Genomic DNA, 17,571 nt, shown 5'->3' with positions numbered 1-17,571 from the left:
GCGGTTACATGCTCCGCAGGCTCTGTACTGCAAGGGAAACCAAACTGCAACTTGCGGCGAGCCTAGCACGCGGGCAGCCGAATGCAATAGAGGTCAAGATCACGTCACCCGGATGTTTGAAGATCCGGTGAACGGGTTGACCAGGGGGTCGGAGTCCGTGGCGTTCCCGACGGGGTCTAGCCTCACGATGTGGACAATTCTCGCACCCGGCCGCGCGTCGGACACATCCAGTTCCTGAACTGCCTGCCCCTGTACTGGGGGCTCGCGAGAACCGGCACGCTCCTCGACTTCGAGCTCACCAAGGACACCCCTGAGAAGCTCAGCGAGCGGCTGGTCCGCGGCGACCTCGACATCGGTCCGGTCACCCTCGTCGAGTTCCTCCGCAACGCCGACGACCTCGTCGCCTTCCCCGACATCGCGGTCGGCTGCGACGGCCCGGTCATGTCTTGCGTGATCGTCTCGCAGGTGCCCCTGGAGCGCCTCGACGGCGCCCGCGTCGCCCTCGGCTCCACGTCGCGCACCTCGGTCCGCCTCGCCCAGCTGCTCCTCGCCGAGCGCTACGGGGTCCAGCCGGACTACTACACCTGCCCGCCCGACCTCAGCCTGATGATGCAGGAGGCCGAGGCCGCCGTCCTCATCGGCGACGCCGCCCTGCGCGCCAACCTGCACGACGGCCCCCGCTTCGGCCTCCAGGTGCACGACCTCGGCGCGCTGTGGAAGGAGTGGACCGGGCTGCCGTTCGTCTTCGCCGTCTGGGCCGCCCGCCGCGACTACCTGGAGCGCGAGCCGGACATCACCCGCAAGGTCCACGAGGCCTTCCTCGCCTCCCGCAACCTCTCCCTGGAGGAGGTCGCCAAGGTCGCCGAGCAGGCCGCCCGCTGGGAGGCCTTCGACGAGCAGGTCCTGGAGCGCTACTTCACCACCCTCGACTTCCGCTTCGGCGCCCCCCAGCTCGAGGCCGTCGCCGAGTTCGCCCGCCGCGTCGGCCCGACGACCGGCTTCCCGGCGGACGTGAAGGTGGACCTGCTCCAGCCGTAGGGCGTGCTACGGGGCCTCGGAGGGGCGCTCGGCGCGCGGTGCCGCGTACCGGACGAGCACGGCGATCAGCAGCGCCCCCACGGCGAGGGTGACCAGCAGGCCCACCAGCCAGACCCACGGGTAGTGCACGTGCACCCAGCAGGGGTGACCCTCGCTGTAGCACACGGTGTCCCAGTCCCGGCGGTGCTTGGGCCGCAGCACGCCGGAGATGACGGCGCCGAGCCCCTGGCAGGCGAGCAACCCCGGCAGCGCGGCGCAGGCCCAGCCGAGCGAACGCGCCTTGCTCCTGCCCCGGTCCATCCGGGTGAGCGGGGCGACGAAGGCCGCGAAGGCAAGGGGCACCAGGGCGCCCACGGTCGCGGCGAAGCCGTAGCCGCCGCCCGGCCAGTCCGCCGCGACCTCGCCCCAGATCGTCTCCCCCCAGGTGACGGCCGCGACGGCCACCGGCACGATGAGCGCAAACGCCACCAGCAGCACCAGCAGAGCGAAGCCACAGCTCCACTCCCGCTTCTTCGCCCCCGGCAGCCGCGGACGCCGGCGCTGATGGTCGTACGCCAGGCTCGCCCCCGCCGCCCGGCGGCGCTTCGGACGCGCGGAACCCCCACCCATGCCCGGCCCCTACCCCGGGACCACGACGGTGCGCAGCTCGCCGTCGCCCAGGTGCAGCATGCCCTTGCCGGGGGCGACCTGGCCGCCGACCAGGCTGCGGGACAGGCGCAGGCCGATGAGGTCGCCGCTGGAGGACTCCTGCGGGGAGAGGAGGATGCCGCGGCGGGCCTTCTTGGCGTCGACCTGCCAGCCGGAGAAGCCGCTGCACACGTCCTCCTCGTCACCGGCGATGACGAGGGCCAGACCGCGCTCGGCGCCCCGCGAGACGACCTTCTTCAGCTGGCTCGCGGCGTCGGCGTCGTCCAGGATCTCGGCGTCGTCGATCAGCACGGCGACCGGCGCGTCGGTGGAGGGCTCGGCGTCGTCGATGAGCTCCTCGAACTCGTCCTCGTCGATGTCGTCGCCGGTGAAGACCTTCAGGACGCCTTCGGTGCCTTCGAGCCCGCGCAGCGGGGACTGCCGGGGCGCGGCGATCACCAGCCGTACGCCCTGCCGGAGGTAGGACTGCGCGAAGTTCATCAGCACCGTCGAGCGGCCCGACTTGGCCGGGCCCGCGATCACGAACGCCGGTACGCCGTCGGCCAGATCGGGGCCCAGGCCGACGATCTCGTCGCCGCCGATGCCGGCCAGCGCCCACAGCTTCGAGCGGGCCGCCTCCGGGTCGCGCATCTCCCACGCGTCGGGGAAGGAGATCCGGCTGGGCAGGCTGTCGACGCGGAACGGCCGCCGCGCGCGCGGCACTTCGGCGTCCCGGGCCGCGGCCGCCTCGCCGATCGCGGTCAGCGCCGCCGCCTGGCCCTGGCCGGTGGTGTCCTCGGCGAGCAGCGCGAACTGCGTCTCCGTACCGGACTCGTTGCGGAAGGCGCGGCCCGGCGGGATCTCCTCGGGCACCTTGCGGGCCGGGATGCCGAGTGCGGAGAAGTCGCTGCGGTCGGCGAGCCGCAGACCGTACTTGTCCTCGGTGAGGGTCGCGATCCGGCCGACCAGCAGGGTGCGGTCACCGGTGAGGACCAGGTGGATGCCGACGCTCGCGCCCTCGCGCATCATCGTCTGCAGCTCGTCGGTGAGCGAGCCGTGGTCGAGCTCGCCGAGCGTGGGCACCCAGCCCTCCCAGCGGTCGAGCAGCACCACGATGTGCGGCAGCCGCTCGTCCTCGGCGGCCGCGGCCCGCTGCTCGCCGATGTCCGCGAAGCCCTTGTCGGCGAGGAGGTTCTGCCGCCGGTCCATCTCGCCCTTGAGCCGGTTGACGAGCCGGATCACCCGCTCGGTCTGGTTGCGGCTCACGACCGCGCCGCAGTGCGGCAGCCGGGTCAGCGCGTTCAGCGCGCCGTTGCCGCAGTCGATGCCGTACAGGTGGACGTCGGCGACGGAGTGCGTGCGCGCGAGCGAGCCCGCGAGGGTGCGCAGCACCTGCGAGCGGCCGCTGCGCGGGGCGCCGCCGATCATCAGATGCCCGAAGCTCTCGAAGTCCACGACGACCGGGCGCCGCGCCTGGAGCGCCGGCAGGTCCTCGACGCCGTACGGCGCGGGCGCGAGCTTGCCCGGTGCGGGCGTGAACGCCGGTGCCGGTACGTCGTCCAGCAGCAGCGTCTCGTCCAGCGCGGGCAGCCACGGGCTGTGCTGGGGCGGGATGCCGAGCGAGCGGTTGGCGTCGCGGATGGTGTCGACGAGGACCTTCAGGTCGGTGATCTCGTCGTCCTCGCGCGCCTGAGACTTGGGCTTGGCGAGCGCCGCCCGGCCCAGGTCCTCCCAGGCCAGCGGGCCGACCCAGGGCGCGAGCGCCGCCGGGTCCGCGGCACCGGGGCGCCGGCCACCGACGCGGCCGGACTGGAAGGGGACCAGGGAGGCGTGCCCGAGGCGGGCGTAGGCACGGCCGGGGGTGTTCTTGGAGATGTGGCCGGCCTCGGGCGAGTCGATGACGTCACTCGACTCGCCGCCGTCGGTGACGCGCAGGGCGATACGGAGGTTGGTGTTGGCGCGGATCTCGGGCGAGACGACGCCGGAGGGCCGCTGGGTGGCCAGAAGCAGGTGGATGCCCAGCGAACGGCCACGCTGGGCGATGTTCACAAGTCCCGTGACGAAGTCGGGCAGGTCGCGCACCATCGAGGCGAACTCGTCGATGACGATGAGGAGTCGGGGCACGGGCTTGTGCGAGGGATCCCTGCGGACGAGATCCTGGTAGTCCTCGATGTCCTTGGCGTCCGCGGCGGCCAGGATGTGCTCGCGCCGGTGCAGCTCCGCGCCCAGCGACTCCAGCGCGCGCTCCACCAGATGGGCGTCGAGGTCGGTCACCATGCCGACGGTGTGCGGCAGATGGACACAGTCCTTGAAGGCCGCGCCGCCCTTGTAGTCGACGAGCACGAACGTCATGTTCTCGGGCGTGTTCGCCACCGCCAGCGCCGCCACGATCGTCTGCAGCAGCTCCGACTTACCTGAACCGGTCGTACCGGCGATGAGACCGTGCGGGCCGTCCTTGCGGATGTCGATGCCGAACGGACCGTCGTACGACTCACCGATGACGGCCAGCGTGGACTGCCCGCCCATCCGCCAGCGCGCGGTGATGGCGTCGGGGGTCGGCGGTTCGAGCTGGAGCACGTCCAGCAGCCGGCTGGAGCCGGGCAGCGCCGAGTCCTCGGTCTCCCCGCTGATGTCCCGCAGCGGCGCGAGGGCCCGGGCGAGCCGCAGACACCAGGCCGGGGAGACGAAGTCGGGCCGTACGTCCTTGATCCGCTCGGCTCCGGCCTCCTCGACGCGCAGCCGCAGTTCGGGCACCCGGTCGTCGGAGCGGGTCTCCTGCGGGGCGGCGGTGTGCCAGGCCTGGAACGAGGGAAAGCCGCCGGGCGCGGACGCGGGGGCGACGGCGTCGGTGTGCTGCTCCTTCTTCTGCCGGGGCTCGGCGACGACGAACGCCTGGCACTCGCCGGGCAGGAACCGCTCCTCCGCGTCGAGGCAGACGGCGAACATCGACACCGAAGGGCCCTCGCGCAGCAGCCGTACGACACCGGGCAGGGAGCGCAGCCGCCGCGACCCGTCCCATACGACGACGATGTCCGGGTCGGAGAAGGTGGCGGCCTGGCCGCGGTTCTGCTCGGCGGCCTTCTTGCGGGCGTCGAGGATCTGCGTCAGCTCGCCGATGCGGGCGCCGACGGTCTCGGCGTCGGTGCCGATGAGGATGTTCACGTCCAGGCCGGCGGCGGGCCGGGTGTGCGGCAGCCAGCGCAGCCAGTCCCAGCTGTCGCGGGCCGAGTTGTCGCTGAGGACGCAGAACTGCACGTCCATCGGGCTGTGCAGGGCGGCCGTCTGCGCGACGGCCCAGCGTCCGAGGGCGCGTGCGGAGTCGCCGGGTCCGGCGATGCCGATGACGCCGAGCTGGCGCAGGGACAGCGCGACGGGGGCGTCCTCGATGTTCCAGGTGACCTGACGGCGGTGGTCGTCCTGCTCGGGGTCGTCGAGGACGACCTCGGAGGGCAGGGTGCCGGTGCCGACCCGCAGCATCAGATGGTCGGGGTCGGTGCGCCGCCGCTCCCACAGCCGGGTGCGCGGCCCCGTGCCCAGCGACAGCACGGCGGCCGGGTCGGGCACGGCGTGCCGCCGGTCGTCCCGCTCGTTGCGCAGCGCCTCCTGCGCGTCGGCCTCGATCCGCTCCTTCTGCTCCTTGTACTCCTTGACCTGCTTGGCATGGGACTTGCGCCCGTGCTTCTTGTCGTTGAAGTAGTTGGCGAACAGCAGGATCGGGCTGAGGCCCGCCATGATCAGGTAGTACCAGCGCTGGAAGATCAGCACGGAGACGACGGCACCGACCAGCGGGGTGAGCGCCATCAGCCAGGGCAGCGGCCGGGCCTCGTACTCGCGGGGCGGGCTGGGCAGCCGGAACTTGGTCTGCCGCTCGGCCGGCCGCAGCCGGGGCGGCCGGTTGTAGTCGAGCCCGATGCCGTCCTCGGACCACTTCAGCGCGGCGTCGGGCGGGGAGTAACGGGCGAGCTGGAGCAGGGTGTTGCCGACGGAGACCTGGGCGCCGAGGGGCCACTCGTCGCCGTCAACGGACTTCCCGTCGAGGCGTACGGCGTCGTCGTCCTCCACATGGACGGCGAGGGTGCAGGTGCCGTCGGAGGCGACGGACAGGGTCAGGGCGCGGGCCTCGACCTCGGGATCGTCGATCCGGACGTACGACGCCGGCCCGCTGCCGATGTCGTACCGCCCGACCCCCAGCCGGTGCACGAACCCGGCCGCGGGCCCGCCGACGACCCGCAGCTCCACCAGCCCGGCGGGCTCACCGGGCAGACACCCCGAAGGGTCCTGGAGGCTGACGACCGCGCCGTCGCGCAGCGGCGAGCGCACGACGGTGGCGCTCGGATCGACGGCGTACCCGTCCACATAGACGAGCGGACCGCTGCCGGCCCTCGCCTGCTGCCCGATCGGGATGACCTGGGCACCCATGTCGCCGACCTGCTTGGCCAGCTCCTGGGCGATGTCTCCGACGGTGGACTCGGGATCGGCATCGAGTACGACATCGGCGGAGCCTCCGCCGAACGGATCGACGACGGTCAGAGTCAGGCGCACGCTATGTCCTCCCCAGTGCGAGTCGTTGTGACGATAGCCGCTTGGGGGGACAGGAGGCCGAGCGGGGGACGGGCCACACTTCCCGATGGCAACGCGGCGGGGCGTCACTCCGGCGCGAAACGCACAACTCGGCCACGCGCCCACGCGTCTTGTTCACACGGTCGGGATGTGACACCGCAAGCCCCACACGTAAGCTGCTGCCTCAAGAGCGGACGATCACACCGGTCACCGACCGGCCCCCTGGCCGGCCACCGTGATCGAAGCGTCCGCAAACAGGGAGCCACGGGGGTTGGCCCTGCGGCGTTGTGAATAGGGAGCGGCTTCATGGCCAAGGACCTTGACATCACATACCAGGACATGCGCGACGCGGCCAAGCATGTCGTGAAGGAGAAGGAGAAGCTCCAGGAGAAGCTGGAGGGCCTCCGCAAGTACATCAACAACCTGGTCCAGTCCGGCTACGTCACCAAGTCCTCCTCCAAGGCCTTCGACGAGAACTTCGACGAGTTCGTCCGCGGCACCAAGGACACCCTCGACGGCCTCGACGGCATGGGCGACTACCTGACCACCGCCGCGGACAAGTTCGAGCAGATCGATGACGAGCTGGCGAAGGCGGCGCGGAGCAAGTGACGCACGCCCGGCCGGGCTTGTGACGGTGCGGCGGGCCGCCTGCGCGACCCGCCGCACCGGGCACGGCCTGTCAGTCGCCGGGGGCGGACTGCCGGAGCACGTGCATGTGGAGCTCGCTGCGGAGTTCTTCGGTCTCGACACGCAGCCAGGACCCGTCACGGAAGCGGATCAGCAGCATGCGTGTCTCGAACTCGCCGAAGAAGGGGTCGAAGAGACTCGCCTCCTCGGCCGGAATCCGCGCGACGACCTGCATGTGCTTCTCCCGCCCCACGCTGACGCGCTTCGGCGGGGCCGCCAGGACGATTCCCTCCGGGGTGGCCAGCAGCAGCCGCTGGTGGTGGGTGGAGTGGGTGTACCAGCGGAGCAGGAACTGCCCTGCTGCGCCGTGCCAGTTGCCGTCGAAGACCTTGTCGAGGCCTTGCTGGGCGATGGTGGCGTCCCGGCGCTTCTCGTCCTCCTTCTTGGCCCGCCACTGCGCCTTCTCCTCGTTTGTGCCGAGGGCGCGCTTGGCGGCTTCCTCCATGTCGGACAGAAAGCTCAACAGCATGATGAGGGGGACGAACGGTGCACCGAGCACCGCGCCGATCAGCCCCAGCGGGGGCAGCCTTGCAGGGCGCAGGCGGGGGCTGCCCGCAGCTTCGAGAACCTCCGCCGGAGGCTGCGGGATCTTGTCGATCCAGCACCATTCGCTCGCCTCGGCATGGACGCCGAGACGGTCCGTCACGACGCGCTGCTTGCCCCTACGTGTCACGTCAAGATACTCCTTGCCGGCGCGGACCAGGATCGGTATGTCGCGAGCGTATCTCGTACAGCCATAGAGAGGCATTGTTCATGGGGGACCATATCAAGGCGGATCTCGCCGCCATCAAGCAGTGTTCGCGCGACCTGGCGAAGATTCACGGCGAGTTCGAGCGACATGGAAATCCTGCGGACGAGTATGGCGACGCTGTGGGTCACGGCGGCCTGAAAGACGCCTTCTCGGATTTCGGTGACACCTGGAAGAAGACCCGGAAGAAATTGATGAAGGAACTTGAGCAGCTGGCCGAGTTCACGTCGACCGCCGCCAAGGCGTACGACGACATCGACCAGGAGCTGGCCAAGGCGATCCGGGACGCCAAGGCGCAGAAGGGAGGCAAGAAGTGAGCAGGATCGACGCCGACTGGCCGCCGCTGTGGCACGACGACCCGACACCCGGCGACCCGGACGAGGTGGCCGAACTGGGGCGCAAACTGCGCAAGATGGCCGACATGATCGACGAGCAGTCCCGGGTCATCAAGGCGCTGGCCTCCGTGGAGGGCTGGGACAGCGAGGCCGGCAAGGGATTCCATGAGCTGGCCGATGGTGCGGCGGACAAACTGAAGAAATCCTTCGAGCGCTACGACGAGGCCGCCAAGGCCGTCGGGGAGGACGTGCGCGAAGGGGAGTCCGACCAGTTCGCGAGCGAAATGCGTCGCGCACAGCGCAAGGCCGACAAGGCGCTCGCCGATTACCGTGAGGCGAAGGCCGATCACGATCTGGCGGACGGTGAGGTGAAGAAGTTCACCGAAAAGTACCCCGCGCACAACATTCCCGCGGCGGAGAAGGAGGAGTACGAGCGCTGGGTCGGCAAGCGTCAAGACGCTCTGCACCGCATCGGTGGCGCCCGGAAGGCGGTGAAGGACGCCCGGGACATCTACGACGACGCGGGGGACAAGGCCGCACGTCATATCCGGGACGTCGTCCATCACGATGCCGTCCGGGACCCCGGCGGTTTCATGAACTGGCTGGCGGACTGGGCGGACGCACTGTCGAACATCTCCGCCGTCCTGTCCGTTCTTGCGGTCATCTGTGCCTTTGTGCCGCCCCTTCAGTTCCTGGTGCCCATTTTCGCGGCACTCGCCGTGCTGACGAGTGCGGCCGCACTCGCCGGCCATGCGTACGACATGACGGTGCGCGGCGGCAAGGTCGACTGGCTGAAACTGGGCGCCGACGCGCTGGGGGTGCTGCCCGGCCTGGGAGTGCTGAAGGGTTTCAAGGCGCTCAAGGGCGTCAAGGGCCTGGCGAAGTTCAGGTTCAGCGGGCTGGCCGCACTCGACGGTGTGGGGCACAACTTCTTGAACGGGGTCAGCGTCACACTCGTCAACAAGGTCCTGGGCCGGACGGCGCGCAACGCCGTGATCGAGGGCAAGAAGATCACCGCGGTGATCAAGGGCGCAGGCCTCGGCAGTGCCCTGCACCGGATGATCAGTGGCGAGAACGGCGAGCGGACCGGCTACCAGGAACCGGCCAAGCCCCCGGCCCCCACGCCCACTCCGTCACCTTCCCCCCGACCTGCCCCGAGCGTTTCACCGAAGGCCTTCAACGCGGCCCTGGCGGCGTAGGACGCGGCGACCTGTGCAAGGAGGAGAGATGTCATGAGCGTGATCCTTGGCCCGAGGGAGTTCATCGGCCGACGCGGCGGCGAGGTCGTCACCCTGGTCGACGGCTCGGTGCTGGCCGCCGTACCCGAGGCGAAGCGGGTGGCGGAGGAGGCCGGTAGGGAGCTTCGGTTCGACTTCCTGGACGACGACGCGGTGCTCGAACTGCTGCGCCGACGGCATGAGGACGAGGAGGACATGTTCCACGCGGGCCTCGTGCACGGTGTGCCACTGGCGCTCGTGGGCTTCGGAGCCGTCGTCTACTGGGGCGGTGTCGCCCAGTACTGGGAGACCGCCGCCTCCCGCACGGTCTATCTGGCCGTGGCCGGCGCCGTCGTGATCACGCAGCTCTTCTTCTTCGTACGCAGCGCGCTGTCGCACTGGGGAGATCCGGTGCGGCAGAACCTGCGGGCCCGGGCGGCCAGGTACCGGGAGATCGCCCACCACGCCCGACGCGGCGGAGCCGATGTCCCGGCCTTCTACCCGCACTACGGGCCGTACCCCTTCGCGGCGAAGTTCCGTCCCGAAGTCGACGATCGAGAACAGCCCGAGAGCAGAGGCTCCCATGACCACCACCACTGACACCGTCGACGAAGCCCGGCGCAGCCTCACGCGAGGCGGCGTGGAGGTTCGCTGGATCATGCCGGAGGGGTTCCTGGAACTCCCCTTCGAGGCCGACGACCTGGACGATCTGGCCGACCAGCTCGTCGAGCTGGCGAAGCAGGCGCTGCCCGGCGCCGACGAGGACGTGCAACTGCAGTACGCGGCCATGTGCGCCGCGAACTACGACGAGTTCATCGCGGCGGGTGTGCAGTACGCGGGCTTCGTCACCACGGAGGTCGACGGTGTGCGCTGCACGGCCACGGTGAACGTCAGCACCATGGACCTCGACGAGCGGGCCGGCAGCGACCCGGCCGGCTTCATCGCCACCACTCTGCGGCACCTGGCGCTCGGACAGGTCGGCGAGGTGCAGCTGCCCTGCGGCCCGGCCGTGACCTGCGTGGGCAACCGACGCTCCGAGGTCGACGGCAGCCTGACCCCGTCCGGGCAGGACGAGTCGATATGGACATCGTTCATCCAGGTCCAGATTCCGCTGGATAACGGGACCGTGCTCCTGATGGAGATGGGCACGCCGACGGTCGAGGGCTGGGAAGTCTTTTCGGCCATGTTCGCCGGCGTCGTGAAGAGCGTCCGTCTCTTCGACGACCAGGGGGCTCCCTTGGTGATGCCGGGGTGACGGAGTCGGCAGAGCCGGACGTCCCGCCGACGGCTGGAGTCCCCAGGGACTACAGGCTGCTGGTCCCCCGCGAATGGTTCCGGGTCGATCTCACGGGGGACCGCTGGCGCGCTCAGCTCAAGACCTTCGTGGACCAGCAGGCGGCGGGCCGGCACGTCCCCGCCGAGCGCCGACGCAGCGTCTGGGCCACCTTGCGCAACACCGCCGAAGCCGGCCTCGCCCGCGGCGCCATGGAGTTCTTCGTCCTGGCGCTCTCCGACGACGGCGGCCTGCCCGCCTCGCTCCTGGTGTCCTCGATGCCGATGGGCCGCACGCCCGCCGATCCACAGAAGTACGCGGCATGGCTGGAGGCGCGAGATCCACGGAAGCGGGTGTCGGTCGTGGAACTTTCCGCCGGTACCGCCGTACGCGTCCTCGGCGCCACGACGTTGAGCGTCCATGTCTGTATGCCGGGCGCGGTGGGCTACCTGACGCTCTCCTTCTCGTCACCGCTCACCGGGATGTCCGGGCCTATGGAGCGGCTGTGCGACGCCATTGCGGGCTCGGTGCGGTGGGTCGTGTGAAGTCGGTCCGGGCGGCGGAGGTGTCCGAGCTCTGTCGGAACACACCCCGCCGGCCGGTCACGTCACTTTGTCGAGTCTCTCTCCGGACATGAGGCCGGCCGGGCCGCCCGTCTCACCGGTTGATGGACTGGATCTCCTGGACGACGACGGCCTGTTCGTTGCCGAAGGTGCCGTTCGGCATGTCGCCGCCCGCGCCGCCCGTGCCGGTCCAGTTGATCTCCCAGGTGATGGTCGCCCGGAGCTTGTAGGAGCCGTTGCCGGAGGAGCGGAGGTAGCGGAGGCCGCAGGGTGGGGTCTGGTCGGCCTTGCCCTTGGCGTAGGGCTCGCCGATGGAGTCGTCGGCGTTGATGGCGCACTCGCCGGAGGCCGGGTAGGTGGCGGCGTCCTCGGTGCCGGGCTCCAGCTTGAGAGCCACCGGCTTCGCCGTGGTCGTGGCCTGGATGTTGAACCCGGGGACGTTGAGGGCCGCCGTCGCCTGGACCTCGTCGAAGACGGCCCGGTCGAGCCAGGCCCACGTCGGCAGGTTCACCTTGGTCGTGCCCTCGGGGGCGAGGGTGACCTCGGTGTCGGGCAGCTGCATGTGCTGGTAGGCCAGGGCCGCGAGTATCTCCGGGGTGATGGCCTCCTCGTACTGCGGCGGCGGGGCGTCGCCGTTCTCGACCCAGAACGGGAGGTCGTTGCACGAGCTGCGCTTGAGGACGTCGGGCTCGTCGGGGTTCTCGACGGCGGCCCAGAACATCCCCTCGCCGTCCTTGTCGACGTTGTAGTCCTTGTAGCCGGGGGTGTCCGTCCAACCGTACTCGTCCTCGTAGTGCCGCTGCAGCTCGCTGAGCGCGGCGCCTGCGTGACCGCCCATGCCGGGGGCGCTCATCTGGTCGTCGATGTTCTTGGACATCAGCTTCTTGAAGTCCTTGGCACCGAGGAACGGGGCGTACCAGCAGGGCGGAGGGGTCCAGTTGACGTCCGCGGAGGTGACGTTGCCCTTGCCGCCGCCTTTGGCGACCGAGCCGGAGTATGTGATGCGGGCGGTGGCGTAGATGCCCTTGCCGTCGCCGCCGCCGGTCGTCTCTGTGCCGCCGCCCTTGCCGTAGTCCACCGGCTCTGCGGCAGCGCCGGGTGCCGTGAGAATCAGGGCGCTGATCGCGAGGGTCAGAGCGGTGCCGGCGCCGAAGACGGTGCGCTGGGATCGGTTCACTGGCACTGTGCGGCTCCCGTCTCGACGAAGACCTTAGATGCCTGCCACAGCCCCTCACCGGTAGGGAACTTGACCATAATGATCTTGTAATGCCCGAAGTCCTTGGGGCTGGGATCGGTCTTCAGGACCTTCCCCGTTTTGACCTCTTTGCCGTAGAACTTGCCGGTGTCCGCACAGAAAGACACCTCTACGGAGCTGCCATTGGGGACGGACCGCGTGGTGGCGTCGTAGTGGCGGCGGGTGCCGGTGGCGGTCCAGCCGCCCTTGAGCCACTCGTTGATCTGCACTTCGCCGTAGTGGAGTGCGTCCCCGGTGGCGTAGGTGGTCAGGGCCGCGTCCTTGGTCGTGCGCTTGTCGACACCGCGGTAGATGGCGCGCAGGAAGTTCGCGGCGTCATCCATCGCAGCCGCCTCGTTCTTGTCGGCCGGCTTCTCCCAGTCGAAGACGAGGTTCATGTCCTTGGGTAGCGACACGTCGACGCCGTCGGGCTTGTCCGACGCCGGGGCTCCCGAGGGCTCCGCCGACTTCGTCGGCTTCTCCGTTGCCTGGCCGGCTCCGGCGATCTTGTCGTTCGCTTCGGACTTGTCGTCCCCGCCACATGCGGTCAGCAGCAGGGTTGCAGATGCCGCGAGCGCGACAGCAACGGGCAAAGTGCGGCGCTTCACAGTGGACTCCCCGTGAGACAGAAGTTCAGTCAAGAGCTCAGACGGTATCGGTGCGGTTCTCGGTTTCGCCAGCGCGAACTCTTCTTGGCGGAGGGGTAATTCTGGGTATACGGGACATCTGGCGTGGAGTGTGCGGTACCCGGTTGCCGGCAGGCCTGCTTCATGCCTGGTCGGCCGGCGCGACGGGTTTAGGTGGATTCCTTGCAGCTCAGGTTCATCACCCTCGCCAGACCCGAGCGCTGCCTACGGGCCTGCGCAGCGGCATCGGCGTCGAAGGCAGTGCACCGGGACCGGTCACCTTGTAGTGCCCGAAGTCCTCAGGGCTGGGATCGGTTTTCAGGACCTTCCCCGTTTTGACCTCTTTGCCGTAGAACTTTCCGGTGTCCGCGCAGAACGACACCTCTACTGAGCTGCCGTTGGGGGCGGCCCGTGTGGTGGCGTCGTAGTGACGGCGGGTGCCGGTGGCGATCCAGCCGCCCCTGAGCCACGCAACGGGCGCAGTGTGGCGCTTCACAGTGGACTCGCCATGTGACAGAAGTTCAGCCAGGAGTTCAGACGTTCCTCGGACGCTGAGTGGCAGTGCTCATCGGGCGTCAGCCGCGTCGGGCAGTTCGAGTTCCTCCGCGTCCGCATGGAAGCTGGCGGCAAAGGGATAGGGGCCGTAGTGGGGATAGAAGGCAGGAAGGTCTGCGCCGTTCCGCGCGGCGACATGAGCGATCTTGCGGTATGCGGCTGCCCTTGCCCGCACCTTCTGACGGGGGCGATCGCCCCAGTGCCGGCTCAGGAAGACCGCGTAGAGAAGAACGATGAAGGCCACGACTGTTCCGGCGGCCGCGTAATAGAGCACCTGTGACCTCGACGACTCCCAGTACTGGACGTACGCCCCCCAGTAGACGAAGAGGCCCATGAGGACCAACGCGGACGGGATGCCCAGCTTCATGCCACCGATGTGCATTCGGCTCTCGTCCAGATGGCGCAGGCGCAGCATTTTCAGGACGGATTCGTCGTCCAGGAAGTCGAACTGCAGCCGGTGCCCTTCGGATTCGGCGAGACTGCGGGCTTCGGGAACGGCCGCGATCACCTCTCCGGGGACCAACTGTCTGATGATGTCGCCGCGCGCCCGATACTCGCCGGCTCCCGGTTCGCGTTCTTCGTCCAGCATTGTCATAGCCCTTCGGTGACTCGCGACGGATCTACGGCTAGGAGTTTGCTAGGGGGAGGGCGCTGAAGGTCGGTGTCACAACGGTGGTGCCGAGGAGTACGCGCCGCAGTCCCTTCACTGGCACTTCTCCGCCTTCGTCTCGACGAAGACCTTGGATGCCTGCCACAGCCCCTCGCCCGTGGGCAACTTGACCATGACGAGCTTGTAGTAGTCGAAGTCCTCGATGCCGGGCTCGGTCTTGAGGATCTTCTGGGTCTTGATCTCCTTGCCGTAGAACTTGCCCGCGTCGGCGCAGAAGGCCACCTCCACCGAGCTGCCGTTCGGCGCGGAGCGTGTCGTCACGTCGTAGTGACGCAGGGTGCCCATGGCGGTCCAGCCGCCCTCGATCCAGGCGTCGATCTGCGTCGTCGCGTAGTGGAGTCCCTCGCCGGTGGAGTACGTGGTGACGGCCGCGTCCTTGGTCGTGCGCTTGTCCACGCCCCGGTAGATGGCCCGGAAGAAGTTCGCGGCGTCGTCCATCGCAGCCGCCTCGTTCCTGTCCGTCGGCCTTTCCCAGTCGAAGACCAGGTTCATGTCCTTGGGCAGCGACACGTCGACGCCGTCAGGCTCGGCAGAGTTCGTCGGCTTCCCCGTGGTCCGGTCGGCTCCGGCAACCTTGTCGTTCGCTACGGACTTGTCGTCCCCGCCCCCGCAGGCGGTCAGCAGCAGCGCTGCCGATGTCGCGAGCGCGACTGCAACGGGTGAAGTGCGGCGCTTCACAGTGGGCTCCCCCGTAAGGCTTCAGTTGAGTCAAGGGACTGACGCTATCGGTGGGGTTCTCGGTTTCGCCAGCGCGAACCGTTTTGAAGGCATGGCCCGCTCTAAAGTGTGCGAGTGGACGGAAACGTTGCCGCGCCGGCGGTCGCTCGGACCGGGCGCGAGAGTGGAGAAGTCCCGCCGCCTCGGGACATCACCCGATGGCTGCTGTTCAGCCTCGCGTGCGCCGGTGGTTCGGTGGGGCTGGCGTGGCTCGGGCCGGTCGTGCCGTTGCCGGGTCCGCTGCGGGGAGTGGCCCTGCTCCTTGCCTGGATCCTGCTGCCGCTCGCATCCCTCCTCGTGCCGCTTCTGTTGCTGCGCAGAGTCCCGCGGAAGCGGCGGAAGGTGGCCTGGCAGCTTGTCGTGCCCGTCATCGCGGGCGTGGCGCTGGGTGTGGTCGGCCGGGAAGCCGGTGACCAGGTCGCGCTGGATGCGCGGGGCGAGTGGGCCGACGTCGAGGTCGTGCGGGTGGAGGACGCGAAGACCGACCACTGCTACCTGCGTACGACCGACGGACGGGAGATCTCGCCCTCGCTCTCGGAGGGCGACGGCTGCGACGGCCCGATCGCGAAGGGGGACAGGCTTCGGGTGCGCTATGACCCCGAAGGTGTCGCCAGACCAACCGAGGATGCGGACAGCACGTCGTACGGCGGGCTGATCGCCGGCCTCTTCCTGGCCGCCGTGGCGATGGGCACCTGGGGCGGCGTGCGACAGAACCGTTGGGATCGGGAGTACGTCGGCTGACCTCATGGGCGGGTCTCAGCCCAGCTTCGCGTTCTGGGCCTTCACCAGATCCGCCGGGATCTCCGCGTCGCCCAGGCGGGCGCTCATGAAGGCGCCGCTGTCCAGGGTGAAGTAGCTGGCGATGGTGTCGCCGAAGCGGAAGGTCTGGGTGCGGACGGTCTGCGGGAAGCCCTGGAAGTCGAAGGTGGCGGACGTCGCCAGCGACTCGTCTCCCGCCTTCGGCGCGTTCTCCGTCTTCGCCGAGTCGTACACCACGCTGCCGTCGCTCTTCGACGTCGCCGAGAAGCCGCCGCCGCAGGACGCTGCAGCGGCGGCGAGTTCCTTCATCGCGGCCTCGGCCTTGCCGTCCTCGTACGTGCTGAGCGTGACGTACGTGAGCATGGAAGTGGAGCCGCCGCCGTTGGTGACACGGGTGAGATGAGCCTCGGGGTCGCCGAGGGGGAGGTCGTTCATCGCGTACACCAGCGGAGCACACTCGGGCTTCTCGACGGTCACCTCGTCGGTGCTCGTCGCGAACGCCTCCTCGGTCTCGGGCTCCTTCAGCGTGTACGGGCCCGCCTTCGTCACCATCAGCTTCGCCAACCGCTCCGTCGGCGTCGCCTGCTTCGCCTGCTCTGCCTTCGGCGACGAGGGCGCGCCCTTCGGCTTCGCGTCCGAGTCGCTCCCGCCGCAGGCGGTCAGTACGGCGGCGAGGGACAGCACAGAGGCTGCCGTCAGGGCGACGCGCTTCATGAGGGCACTCCTTCGGGGGGGATGAGCTTCACCGTACGGTCGAGGTTTCGGTGTCGGTAGCGCCAGTGAACCGTAATGCGCCCAACTCGCCTCAGGCCGACCACCGTTCCGCTCGCCCTGAACGGTGAATTCCCCTCTGCCTGCGTCCATCCCCTCGTGAGCGATTCGTGCAGGCCTCATGGCCACCCCGTGACGAACCCCGCGTCTGCTCCGTCACAGCCCTGTGCGCGGAAGGTGTGCGAACGGCAACAGATTCGCTGGCGCACAGGACGAGGAGCACCAAGAGGCCGTATGCAAGAGGGGAAGTGAGTGCGGGAATTGCAGAGGAGCAATGGTGGGTGCGGGGTGGCCCGAGGGTCCGGGGGTGCCTTGAGGGGCTTATGGGCGGCTGATACGGTGCCATGGCTTGACACTCACCCCAGTGCTGGATACCCGCGCAGGGCGCGGACGGTAAGCGCGAAGACGAGTGAAGTGTCCGGAATTGCACAGAATTTGGCAGACAGTTTCTTGGGTGTACGGGGAGCGGTTGCGTGAAGATCCAAGAGCGTACGGGGGCGGGCGCCGGGCGTTCCGCCGTGCCGGCTCAGCCGTCGGGCGGTGATCGGCTTCCCACGCCGCCTCGCGAGCGCAAACCCGCACTGGCGGCGCTCGCCGTGCTGCTGATCCTCGTCGGCGCGCTCGGCGCGACGATGCTGGTGCTGCGGGCGGGGGACCGGATCGAGGTCGTCAAGGTGACCGCCGAGATCCCTGCGGGTGAGTCCGTCGGTGACAAGGTGACGTCCGTTCTGGTCGCCGCCGACGACGGCATCAACTACATCCCCTGGGAGCAGCGGGAGTCCCTCAAGAAGCTCAAGGCCAAGTCCACGATCTACAAGGGCACGGTCGTGATGGGGCAGATGTTCGCCGAGGGTGAGGAGCTGCCCGCCGGCAAGGCCGCCGTAGGCGTCGCCCTCAAGGAGGGCCAGTACCCGTCCGACATCAAGGCCGGCAACACCGTCGCCGTCTACAACGTCGACGCCGCCACCGGATCGAACGACGACGACTCCGCCGCCTCCGCGTCCTCCGGCGGCCTGCTCGTCGACAACGCGAAGATCCAGGCGATCGCCGAGAACAGCGACGCCACCATCTCCACCGGCAACCTCTCCCTCACGCTGCTCGTCGACCAGGCCGACGCCGCCGCCGTCGCCAAGGCGGCGTCCGCCAACGCGGTCGCCATCGTGCACGTCCCCGGCAACTGAGAAGGCAGGG

General features: G+C 69.1%; 17 protein-coding genes and 1 pseudogene. 9 read left to right on the top strand and 9 right to left on the bottom strand.

Annotated features, from left to right (window positions below):
- Positions 1–189: 189 nt before the first annotated feature.
- On the top strand, positions 190–1,038 hold the full coding sequence (locus RKD23_RS16055) for a menaquinone biosynthetic enzyme MqnA/MqnD family protein (RefSeq protein ID WP_424854282.1): 849 nt from the start codon (positions 190–192) through the stop codon (positions 1,036–1,038).
- A gap of 6 nt (positions 1,039–1,044) precedes the next feature.
- On the opposite strand, the gene RKD23_RS16050 is transcribed toward RKD23_RS16055, so the two are convergent.
- Positions 1,045–1,647 carry a hypothetical protein gene (locus tag RKD23_RS16050; protein WP_424854281.1) on the bottom strand — a complete coding sequence of 201 codons (603 nt, stop codon included), beginning with the start codon at positions 1,645–1,647 and terminating at the stop codon, positions 1,045–1,047.
- A gap of 9 nt (positions 1,648–1,656) precedes the next feature.
- The gene (locus RKD23_RS16045; RefSeq protein WP_424854280.1) at positions 1,657–6,207 is read right to left on the bottom strand and encodes an FtsK/SpoIIIE domain-containing protein; all 4,551 of its coding nucleotides are present in this window, start codon (positions 6,205–6,207) and stop codon (positions 1,657–1,659) included.
- Between the two features lie 324 nt (positions 6,208–6,531).
- Between RKD23_RS16045 and RKD23_RS16040 the strand changes: the two genes are divergently transcribed.
- Positions 6,532–6,834 carry a WXG100 family type VII secretion target gene (locus RKD23_RS16040; RefSeq protein ID WP_404043937.1) on the top strand — a complete coding sequence of 101 codons (303 nt, stop codon included), beginning with the start codon at positions 6,532–6,534 and terminating at the stop codon, positions 6,832–6,834.
- Positions 6,835–6,904: 70 nt separating this feature from the next.
- On the opposite strand, the gene RKD23_RS16035 is transcribed toward RKD23_RS16040, so the two are convergent.
- The gene (locus RKD23_RS16035; RefSeq protein ID WP_424854279.1) at positions 6,905–7,585 is read right to left on the bottom strand and encodes a hypothetical protein; all 681 of its coding nucleotides are present in this window, start codon (positions 7,583–7,585) and stop codon (positions 6,905–6,907) included.
- A gap of 80 nt (positions 7,586–7,665) precedes the next feature.
- On the opposite strand from RKD23_RS16035, the gene RKD23_RS16030 reads away from it, so the two are divergent.
- Genes RKD23_RS16030 through RKD23_RS16010 form a run of 5 tightly spaced genes read left to right on the top strand, consistent with a single transcriptional unit; the run spans position 7,666 to position 11,030 of the window.
- On the top strand, positions 7,666–7,977 hold the full coding sequence (locus tag RKD23_RS16030; protein WP_424854278.1) for a WXG100 family type VII secretion target: 312 nt from the start codon (positions 7,666–7,668) through the stop codon (positions 7,975–7,977).
- Entirely contained in the window at positions 7,974–9,194 is a 1,221-nt protein-coding gene (locus tag RKD23_RS16025) for a putative T7SS-secreted protein (protein ID WP_424854277.1), read from the top strand. Before RKD23_RS16030 ends, RKD23_RS16025 begins: the two co-directional genes overlap by 4 nt.
- Before the next feature lie 33 nt (positions 9,195–9,227).
- Positions 9,228–9,812 (top strand): hypothetical protein, encoded by a 585-nt coding sequence (locus RKD23_RS16020; RefSeq protein ID WP_424854276.1) that lies wholly within the window; start codon positions 9,228–9,230, stop codon positions 9,810–9,812.
- Complete coding sequence (locus tag RKD23_RS16015; protein WP_424854275.1) at positions 9,796–10,467, top strand: hypothetical protein; 672 nt, start codon at positions 9,796–9,798, stop codon at positions 10,465–10,467. The genes RKD23_RS16020 and RKD23_RS16015 overlap by 17 nt, the downstream gene beginning before the upstream one ends.
- The gene (locus RKD23_RS16010; RefSeq protein WP_424854274.1) at positions 10,464–11,030 is read left to right on the top strand and encodes a hypothetical protein; all 567 of its coding nucleotides are present in this window, start codon (positions 10,464–10,466) and stop codon (positions 11,028–11,030) included. Before RKD23_RS16015 ends, RKD23_RS16010 begins: the two co-directional genes overlap by 4 nt.
- 112 nt (positions 11,031–11,142) lie before the next feature.
- On the opposite strand, the gene RKD23_RS16005 is transcribed toward RKD23_RS16010, so the two are convergent.
- The 5 genes and pseudogenes from RKD23_RS16005 to RKD23_RS15985 all read right to left on the bottom strand — a co-directional run bounded on the left by RKD23_RS16005 (position 11,143) and on the right by RKD23_RS15985 (position 14,811).
- On the bottom strand, positions 11,143–12,225 hold the full coding sequence (locus tag RKD23_RS16005) for a hypothetical protein (RefSeq protein ID WP_424854273.1): 1,083 nt from the start codon (positions 12,223–12,225) through the stop codon (positions 11,143–11,145).
- Positions 12,222–12,890, bottom strand: coding sequence for a hypothetical protein (locus RKD23_RS16000; protein ID WP_424854272.1), 669 nt, complete (start codon positions 12,888–12,890; stop codon positions 12,222–12,224). The genes RKD23_RS16005 and RKD23_RS16000 overlap by 4 nt, the downstream gene beginning before the upstream one ends.
- A 295-nt stretch (positions 12,891–13,185) precedes the next feature.
- A pseudogene (locus RKD23_RS15995) lies at positions 13,186–13,377 on the bottom strand (hypothetical protein); the annotation flags it as partial.
- 96 nt (positions 13,378–13,473) lie between these two features.
- The gene (locus RKD23_RS15990; RefSeq protein ID WP_424854271.1) at positions 13,474–14,052 is read right to left on the bottom strand and encodes a hypothetical protein; all 579 of its coding nucleotides are present in this window, start codon (positions 14,050–14,052) and stop codon (positions 13,474–13,476) included.
- A gap of 114 nt (positions 14,053–14,166) precedes the next feature.
- Positions 14,167–14,811 carry a hypothetical protein gene (locus tag RKD23_RS15985; protein ID WP_424854270.1) on the bottom strand — a complete coding sequence of 215 codons (645 nt, stop codon included), beginning with the start codon at positions 14,809–14,811 and terminating at the stop codon, positions 14,167–14,169.
- A 114-nt stretch (positions 14,812–14,925) separates the two neighbouring features.
- Between RKD23_RS15985 and RKD23_RS15980 the strand changes: the two genes are divergently transcribed.
- Positions 14,926–15,591 carry a hypothetical protein gene (locus RKD23_RS15980; RefSeq protein WP_424854269.1) on the top strand — a complete coding sequence of 222 codons (666 nt, stop codon included), beginning with the start codon at positions 14,926–14,928 and terminating at the stop codon, positions 15,589–15,591.
- Positions 15,592–15,606: 15 nt separating this feature from the next.
- Here the strand turns inward: RKD23_RS15980 and RKD23_RS15975 are convergent, their stop codons facing one another.
- Positions 15,607–16,323, bottom strand: coding sequence for a hypothetical protein (locus RKD23_RS15975; protein ID WP_424854268.1), 717 nt, complete (start codon positions 16,321–16,323; stop codon positions 15,607–15,609).
- Between the two features lie 530 nt (positions 16,324–16,853).
- On the opposite strand from RKD23_RS15975, the gene RKD23_RS15970 reads away from it, so the two are divergent.
- Entirely contained in the window at positions 16,854–17,561 is a 708-nt protein-coding gene (locus RKD23_RS15970) for a hypothetical protein (RefSeq protein ID WP_424854267.1), read from the top strand.
- Positions 17,562–17,571 lie beyond the last annotated feature (10 nt).

Origin of the sequence: Streptomyces sp. SAI-170 (genome assembly GCF_049739565.1) — a bacterium.
GTDB lineage: Bacteria > Actinomycetota > Actinomycetes > Streptomycetales > Streptomycetaceae > Streptomyces.
The sequence above is the reverse complement of the archived record's forward strand: the minus strand, read 5'-3'. Positions and strand labels throughout refer to the sequence as shown.

What these genes read in the sequence shown, in the direction of transcription:
- RKD23_RS16050 (WP_424854281.1), bottom strand. Translation starts at nt 1,647, where the DNA reads ATGGGTGGGGGTTCCGCGCGTCCGAAGCGCCGCCGGGCGGCGGGGGCG.
- RKD23_RS16040 (WP_404043937.1), top strand. Translation starts at nt 6,532, where the DNA reads ATGGCCAAGGACCTTGACATCACATACCAGGACATGCGCGACGCGGCC.
- RKD23_RS16030 (WP_424854278.1), top strand. Translation starts at nt 7,666, where the DNA reads ATGGGGGACCATATCAAGGCGGATCTCGCCGCCATCAAGCAGTGTTCG.
- RKD23_RS16020 (WP_424854276.1), top strand. Translation starts at nt 9,228, where the DNA reads ATGAGCGTGATCCTTGGCCCGAGGGAGTTCATCGGCCGACGCGGCGGC.
- RKD23_RS16015 (WP_424854275.1), top strand. Translation starts at nt 9,796, where the DNA reads ATGACCACCACCACTGACACCGTCGACGAAGCCCGGCGCAGCCTCACG.
- RKD23_RS15990 (WP_424854271.1), bottom strand. Translation starts at nt 14,052, where the DNA reads ATGCTGGACGAAGAACGCGAACCGGGAGCCGGCGAGTATCGGGCGCGC.
- RKD23_RS15975 (WP_424854268.1), bottom strand. Translation starts at nt 16,323, where the DNA reads ATGAAGCGCGTCGCCCTGACGGCAGCCTCTGTGCTGTCCCTCGCCGCC.